Source organism: Xenorhabdus sp. PR6a, from assembly GCF_028599065.1.
Classification (GTDB): domain Bacteria; phylum Pseudomonadota; class Gammaproteobacteria; order Enterobacterales; family Enterobacteriaceae; genus Xenorhabdus; species Xenorhabdus doucetiae.
Map to the genome: position 1 here is coordinate 1 of NZ_JAQRFJ010000098.1, position 7,301 is coordinate 7,301.

Genomic DNA, 7,301 nt, shown 5'->3' on the forward strand with positions numbered 1-7,301 from the left:
GATGATAAATGGGGTGAATTAGTCAAAGCTGTCGTTGTACTTAAGCAACAAGAAGCAATACCAGCTATAGAATTGATTAATTGGTCTAAAGAACACTTAGGGTCTGTATTTACCCCTAAAGTAATAGAAATAGTAGATTTTATTCCTATCATTTTGACCAATTCAGACGAAAAAAAAACGTAACGTAAATAGCTTGTCGACAGCCTGCTGGATACACAACTTCAGAGGGAATTCTTTTGCAAACTGGAGCAAATCTTTGTAGGCTGCGTATTAGCTAACGTTTGCCATGGTGGTCGTTTAGTAAATCGTTTTTCACGAGCTAACAGATTTCTTAATAAAACAGTATCTTGTTCATCAATACGGCTTTTTCTCAGTTACGTGTTATCGCATCGGGTAGCGTCTGGAGTTAGTGAAGAGGCGATAATGAAAAACATCCAGAAATAGTGAGTTCCAACAATGGTAAAATTCAGTTATTGGTTAACAAGGTTTTTATTTTTCATTCTCGCTATCTTTTCTGAGCCTTCCGTTGCTAGCGTAGAAAATTCTGCAACATTAAAACTGAGCTTTGATAAATATTCTGTTCCTTAGACAACTTTTATCATTGATGGTCAGCCGATATATGCGATGGTTGATACAGGTTCTTCTATGGGGTTTCACCTTTACGATTCTCAGATAAATAAAATAAAAAGACTTAAAAAAGAAAGCATTTATCACAGTACCGATTTGGCCGGAAAAAATCAGGAAAATATAAAGTATCTGGCTGATTCTTTAGATGTAAATCATATTAAATTAAAAAACGTGACCATAGTCCCGTTCAAACAATGGGGGCTAATGATTTCTAATCAAGGAAAATTGCCAGATGTTCCCGTTGCAGGTTTGGGGGCGTTTAAAGATAAACGGATAACGCTGGATTATGTATCAAATTTATTAACTATCGAAGATAGTTTTATCGGTAATACGAAGATTCCAAAAGGTTTTACTGTATTCCCTTTCCATATATCCCCTGACGGTTTGATCTTTGATGTCAAGCAGTCTGGACATAAGTACCATATGATTCTGGATACCGGTGCCACAGTATCCATGATATGGCGCGAGAGACTTAAGTCCTACGTTCCTGCAAGCTGTCTCGCGGTTCATCCCGAAATGGATAATAAAGGTTGTGAAGCCACAATGCTCACCGTCAGATCAATAGCCGGAAAACCAGAGCGTTTTGGTGCAGTGATTGTTGATGGAGATTTTCAACATATGGGTGAAGTTGATGGCCTTATCGGAAACAGCTTTCTCAGAAACCGAAAAATAATCATAGACTTTAAGAACAAGAAAGTTTTTGTTTCCGATGAGCATAGAAAAGGATAAAAATTCAACACACCTCCGTCGATAAATTTGGATTATTTATCGACGGTCATTAAGAAATAAAATCAAGAAAATAACGTTAATAATAACGCCGCTAAATACAGACCAACGCCATAAGAAGTATGTGCCATCAGGCTTCTTAATCTGGCGGTATTGGGGGCGGGTGTTTTAGAGGCTGCAATCCCCATGCCCATGCCCGGCTGCATAATGAAGAAAGGGGCAACTAAAGTCACGATACCGGTTATTAACGCGGGCAGAAAAGTGGGGTGTTGCGCCCACTCTAATCCATAAATGAGCAATAAGAAACCGGCAAAAATGATCCCAATCAGATAGTGAGCCAACCAACCCATGCCGGTTTCACCTTTCACGGGTTCAGCTTGCAGGATGCTGGTATGGATGAATTTTCCTTTGGGGATATGCCCAATCCAGCGGCCTACCATGCTGTAGTTTAATGAGGGGATGCCGAAACACCGTTTGATGAAAACTGCCCAAAGATCCATAACAATTGTTGCTCCGGCACCAATCAATATAGAATAAATAATAAACTCCAATCCTTCATTCATCTGTTGCGATCCTCCGAATTGTGGCTATCTGTAGGGTCAATCAATCTATATGCTCAATCAACGGGTACTCGAAATGGCGAAAAAACTTTGATACCATCATAGTCAATTAGTTCATTGAATATAATAATGCGGGAAGTATAAAGTCAATGTTTGATAAAGAAATTCTGGTTGAGATCGCGGAAATCGCGAAGGTGTTGGGAAATTCCCATCGATTGGTGCTGCTTGAGTGTCTGATCGATACTGAACAATCCGTGGAAAATTTGTCGGCGCTTTCCGGCCTGTCGATTGCCAATACTTCCCAACATCTCCAACACCTCAAACGCGCCGGACTGCTCCAGTCCCGCAAATCGGGCAAGCATGTGCTGTATCGCCGGAGCGAAGGGCCGATTATGGGCATTATCGCTGCACTGCAACACTATGCTGAATTTAACCGCAAAGAGATGCGCAGATTGATCGATGATTCGAGCAATCAGGAAGCTATTTCATGGGAAGAGCTGCTGGAAAGGATTAAAGCAAAGAGTATGACGTTACTTGATGTCAGGCCAAAAGAGGAGTTTGAACAGGGCCATTTACCCAATGCCATTAATATTCCGGTTGATGAACTGGAAAACCGGCTGGACGAATTGGCCTCCAATCAAGAATTGATCGCCTATTGCCGTGGCCCTTATTGCGTGCTTTCTGCCAATGCCCTCGCATTGCTGCGTGCCAAGGGAATTCACGCCCGCCGGTTTAAAAAAGGCTTTTCGGGCTGGAAAGAGGCCGGAATGCGCATTGAGACGAAATCTTAGAATGGGTTTATTTTCCCTGAAAGGTTCTGAATGCGCTCAGAACCTTTTCACTCGATGATTATAAGCGCCGTGCGCTTTTCGGCCGGAACGCAGCGACAACGGTTTCATTCGTTTCCACATACGGGCCGTCGAGCAGTTGGATACAGTAGGGAACACTGGCAAAAATTCCTGCGACTAATACCTTGCCGTTTTCGTCTTTTAATCCTTCCAGCGTCTCTGCGATGGCTTTCGGTTGGCCGGGAAGATTGAGGATCAGTGCTTGATTGCGGATCACGCCGACTTGTCGGGACAGGATTGCAGTTGGCACAAATTGCAGGCTGATCTGACGCATCTGTTCGCCAAATCCGGGCATTTCACGATCAGCAACCGCCAGCGTTGCATCCGGCGTGACATCACGACGTGCCGGGCCGGTTCCCCCGGTGGTCAGCACCAGATGGCATCCCAGTTCATCGACCAGTTCACATAATGTCTGTTCAATCAGGATTTGTTCATCAGGGATCAGGCGGGTTTCTACACTAAAAGGTGTGATAAGGGTTTTTTTCAGCCATGCTTCCAGTGCAGGCAGCCCCTTATCCTGATAAACCCCCTGTGAAGCGCGATCAGAAACGGACACGAGGCCAATGCGCAATACATTCATACAAACCTCAATTCGCTATAAAAATGAGAAAAAATAATAAAATGTGTGGCTGCAACGTGAAATTTATTGAGTAAAGGCGACCTCATTAGTCGCCTTTGAGTAAGACACTTGTGTAAAAAATAGGGTGTCAAAAAATAGCCTATCGCCGGGAATTACAGCAGATCAGCGATCATGCTCTCAAGTTTACCCTGGTCTACTGCAAACTTACGGATACCTTCCGCCAGTTTTTCCGTTGCCATGGCATCTTGGTGGTGGTTCCAGTAGAACTCAGCTTCAGTCATTGGCGCTGGACGTGCTTTGATTTCGCCTTCATAACCCAATTTGCACTCGACTTCACCTTTTGCTTCAGACAGCTCTTTCAGCAGTGCCGGAGAGATTGTCAGGCGGTCACAGCCTGCCAGTTCCAGAATTTCGCCGGCGTTACGGAAACTTGCGCCCATCACCACCGTGTTGTAACCGTGTTCTTTGTAGTACTGATAAATCTCAGAAACGGAAACCACACCCGGATCTTCATGTGGTGCGAACTCTTTCTTGTCACTGTTTGCTTTGTACCAGTCAAGGATACGGCCAACAAATGGCGAAATCAGGTAGACACTGGCTTCTGCACAAGCACGTGCCTGCGCGAAGGAGAACAGCAGCGTCAGGTTACAGTTGATGCCTTCTTTCTCCAGTTGTTTCGCCGCACGGATACCTTGCCAGGTGGAAGCCAGTTTGATCAGAATGCGATCGTTGCTGATGCCCGCGTCGTTGTACAGTTTGATCAGACGTTTTGCTTTCGCGACGCTGGCTTCGGTGTCATAAGACAGACGCGCATCGACTTCTGTAGAAATACGGCCGGGGATCAGTTTCAGGATTTCCAGGCCAATGTTGACAGCCAATTTATCGCCGGCATCAATAATTTGTTGTTCACGTGAGTCGCTTTGACCACGCGCCCATGCAACGGCTTCATCAATCAGTTGGCGATATTCTGGAATTTGCGCAGCGTTCAAAATCAGGGAAGGGTTGGTGGTCGCATCTTGCGGCTGATACAGTTTCATTGCCGCGATATCCCCGGTATCTGCTACGACTGTTGTCAGTTTACGCAGGGAAGTCAGTTTATCGGTCATGTTTAATATCTCATCGTTATACGTAAAATTATTGGCAACGTTGCCTCGCCATCCGGTGATAATAACATGGTCAAGCGCGGCTGTAAGGTAGGAAAATCGTATCGTTGAGATTCTCCCCTTGGCGTGCTTTTTTGCTAAAGTGGGGAACGTCTGGATTATGAGGAAAAAATCATGCTTATTACCCTTTCTCCTGCAAAAACACTCGATTATGACAGTCCACTCGCAACCGAAAAGTTTAGCCAACCGCCGTTATTGACGGAATCCCAACAACTGATCGAAATTTGCCGGGCACTGACACCGGCGCAAATCAGTAGCTTGATGGGGATTAGTGATAAGCTGGCGGGGTTGAATGCCGCCCGTTTTGGTGAATGGCAGCCTGATTTCACGCCAGAAAATGCCCGTCAGGCGATTTTGGCCTTTAAAGGCGATGTTTACACCGGAATGCAGGCCGAAACTTTCTCTGCCGGCGATTTTGATTTTGCCCAAACGCACTTGAGAATTCTATCCGGCCTGTATGGGATATTGCGTCCTCTCGACTTGATGCAGCCTTATCGCCTGGAAATGGGGATTAAACTGGAAAATCTGCGCGGTAAGGACCTGTATCAGTTCTGGGGTGATCGCATTACGGAAAACTTAAATACCGCACTGGAACAACAGGGCGATGATGTGCTGGTCAATCTGGCTTCTGATGAGTATTTCAAATCGGTCAATCGCAAAAAGCTGGCAGCCAAGATAATCAAGCCGGTTTTTCTGGATGAAAAAAATGGCAAATACAAAGTCATTAGTTTCTACGCTAAAAAAGCGCGTGGGTTGATGAGCCGTTTTATCATCCAACATCAACTGACCGATCCCGCCCGGCTGGTGGAGTTCAATCTGGAAGGGTATGCGTTTGATGAATCCCTCTCCAAAGGGGATGAGTTGGTGTTTAAGCGTCCCGAACAGCATTAATTTTTAGTACCATTCTCTATAAACTTCAAGTTGCGGCTCTCAAGACGAAAGCCGTAACTGCTCAATCCTCATCACGAAGTGGGGTTTGGGCATACAAAAGATCTGCGGCACGATGGCAAAGTTCCGTAAATAGGGCAATTTCACTTTGGGACATATTAGACACGACAATATCCGCCATGTTATGTCTGCTGGACTCGACCCGCTGCAAAAATGCCAGCCCTTTTGGACTCAACTTAGTGACCAGCTCACGTTTATCGTTTTCTCCCGTTTCTTGTTCAATAAATTCTTTATCTTTCAGCAGCCTCAAAATTTTAGACATTTTGGAACGGGTAAAACCGAGTTTTTCGCCAATCACACTAGGATTCATCGGCTGGTATTGTCGGAGTAAATGTAAAGTATCATATTGTGGCCATGAAATACCCTCCGGATTTGTGATGGTTCTTCTTGCCACGAGAACACACTGGAGCCAGCCCAGGGCATTTTCAAAAGACGTTACATCAGTATCATAAGTATCTTGATTATTTGTTTTCATGTGGACTCTTTTACAACCTGAATTTTGCTAGAAACTGAGCTCATTGGCCTGTTCCATATATAAAAATTTATACCGAAAGATGTTCTTATAAGGAACAGGCCTGTAAATATCCACTTATTTACGATTAAGGACAGCAAAAATCAAGAAAAAATGGCTGATCGGTTAAGGACATCCTCATAGTCATGTAATTCTTTAATTTTACCACTGTTCAATTTAAATACATTTATATATAAACAATAGAAATCTTTTTTATGGGGTAATGTCTTACCATTGAGTCGATATTCAACGATAAAAATATCGGGATTATCTGTGGGGTACAGTTCTATATCCTGAACTGATGTAAAGATCAGGGGTGCCTGACCAAAACTTGTTGAGTAATGCTCAAGTATCTGTGACTGACCTTCGATGGTATCTCGACTGGTACGAAATGGTAACTTCAAAATACCATCGTCACAAAACAGAGAAGCGAGTTTTGTCGGTGACTTTTCTAAAACTGCGGTTATATATTTATCGAACACAACGTTAAACATTATTTCTCCTTAGTATTTTATGGGTTGCTTACATAAAACAACAAATTAATTTTTCGAAAGTTTGTACATTAATATCTGGAAAATCGAGACCTAAGCCTTTAATAGCTTCGTGTGTGATTTGGTTGTTATAGGTATTATTACCAATATTCAAAGCCTTTTCTTTAAAAAGGTGGATCAATGAACCCAGAGCGATGTCATTGCCATTGACAACCATTTGTTCAAGTTTTTCTAACCATTCTGACTCAGAAGCCGTTGTTATGTTATGCCCTGTTTGTTTGATAGCCAGATATACTGGGGTAAAATCAGTGCCCTTCGGGTGGAATAAATGGTAGTTTAGATGCTCATGTTCCTTATCAGAAGTTGATAAGGCCACAATGGCCTGACTGACGAAATCAACAGGTAATAGATCAGTACTTAGTAATTCAGGATATGGTGCTATTCCCATTTGGATAAAGCTTTTAATTTGTCGCCATAAAAAATCATCTTTTTGACATGCGCCAGTAACACTGTCACCTGATATACGCCCTATCCGATAAATATTGATATCGACACCTTGATATCTGGCTTGCTGCACATATTGTTCAGCTACCCATTTACTTTGGCTATAACCGATAGATAGTGAATCCGGGCAGTCTGGGAGGCTATTTTCTGTTATTGGCTGCTTAGGATAGTCTGGGGAAAATACAGCAATGGTAGAAATATACTCCAATTTCTTACGTTCATGGTGACAACAAAAATTAATGATTTCTACAATGCCATCGACATTCGTTCCTTTAACACTACTGTATGGAAGAACAAAATTAATCTGGGCCGCTGCGTGATATATTTTAGATACTCTCTCTGA

General features: G+C 43.2%; 10 protein-coding genes. 4 read left to right on the forward strand and 6 right to left on the reverse strand.

Annotated elements, in window-relative coordinates:
• Together PSI15_RS16660 and PSI15_RS16665 are read left to right on the forward strand one after the other, a co-directional pair.
• Positions 1 to 183: AMP-binding enzyme (locus tag PSI15_RS16660; protein ID WP_443256109.1), on the forward strand; the 183-nt coding region annotated here is incomplete at its 5' end.
• A 441-nt stretch (positions 184 to 624) separates the two neighbouring features.
• On the forward strand, positions 625 to 1,356 hold the full coding sequence (locus tag PSI15_RS16665) for a hypothetical protein (protein WP_273584512.1): 732 nt from the start codon (positions 625 to 627) through the stop codon (positions 1,354 to 1,356).
• Positions 1,357 to 1,418: 62 nt separating this feature from the next.
• Here PSI15_RS16665 and PSI15_RS16670 read toward each other — a convergent pair whose 3' ends face one another.
• On the reverse strand, positions 1,419 to 1,916 hold the full coding sequence (locus PSI15_RS16670; RefSeq protein ID WP_273584513.1) for a DUF2938 domain-containing protein: 498 nt from the start codon (positions 1,914 to 1,916) through the stop codon (positions 1,419 to 1,421).
• A 146-nt stretch (positions 1,917 to 2,062) separates the two neighbouring features.
• Here PSI15_RS16670 and PSI15_RS16675 point away from each other — a divergent pair, with 146 nt between their 5' ends.
• Positions 2,063 to 2,704, forward strand: a complete 642-nt coding sequence (locus PSI15_RS16675; protein ID WP_273584514.1) for an ArsR/SmtB family transcription factor — start codon at positions 2,063 to 2,065, stop codon at positions 2,702 to 2,704.
• Between the two features lie 58 nt (positions 2,705 to 2,762).
• Here PSI15_RS16675 and mog read toward each other — a convergent pair whose 3' ends face one another.
• Both mog and tal read right to left on the reverse strand, forming a co-directional pair.
• A complete protein-coding gene (gene mog, locus PSI15_RS16680) occupies positions 2,763 to 3,341 on the reverse strand; it encodes a molybdopterin adenylyltransferase (RefSeq protein WP_273584515.1) in 579 nt (192 codons plus the stop codon).
• Between the two features lie 152 nt (positions 3,342 to 3,493).
• Complete coding sequence (gene tal / locus PSI15_RS16685; RefSeq protein WP_273584516.1) at positions 3,494 to 4,447, reverse strand: transaldolase; 954 nt, start codon at positions 4,445 to 4,447, stop codon at positions 3,494 to 3,496.
• A gap of 171 nt (positions 4,448 to 4,618) precedes the next feature.
• On the opposite strand from tal, the gene yaaA reads away from it, so the two are divergent.
• Entirely contained in the window at positions 4,619 to 5,395 is a 777-nt protein-coding gene (gene yaaA, locus PSI15_RS16690; RefSeq protein ID WP_273584517.1) for a peroxide stress protein YaaA, read from the forward strand.
• A gap of 61 nt (positions 5,396 to 5,456) precedes the next feature.
• Here the strand turns inward: yaaA and PSI15_RS16695 are convergent, their stop codons facing one another.
• The 3 genes from PSI15_RS16695 to PSI15_RS16705 form a co-directional block, all read right to left on the reverse strand.
• Positions 5,457 to 5,927 (reverse strand): MarR family transcriptional regulator, encoded by a 471-nt coding sequence (locus PSI15_RS16695; protein ID WP_273584518.1) that lies wholly within the window; start codon positions 5,925 to 5,927, stop codon positions 5,457 to 5,459.
• 140 nt (positions 5,928 to 6,067) lie between these two features.
• Positions 6,068 to 6,457, reverse strand: a complete 390-nt coding sequence (locus PSI15_RS16700) for a nuclear transport factor 2 family protein (RefSeq protein ID WP_273584519.1) — start codon at positions 6,455 to 6,457, stop codon at positions 6,068 to 6,070.
• Between the two features lie 28 nt (positions 6,458 to 6,485).
• Positions 6,486 to 7,301: SDR family oxidoreductase (locus tag PSI15_RS16705; RefSeq protein ID WP_273584520.1), on the reverse strand; the 816-nt coding region annotated here is incomplete at its 5' end.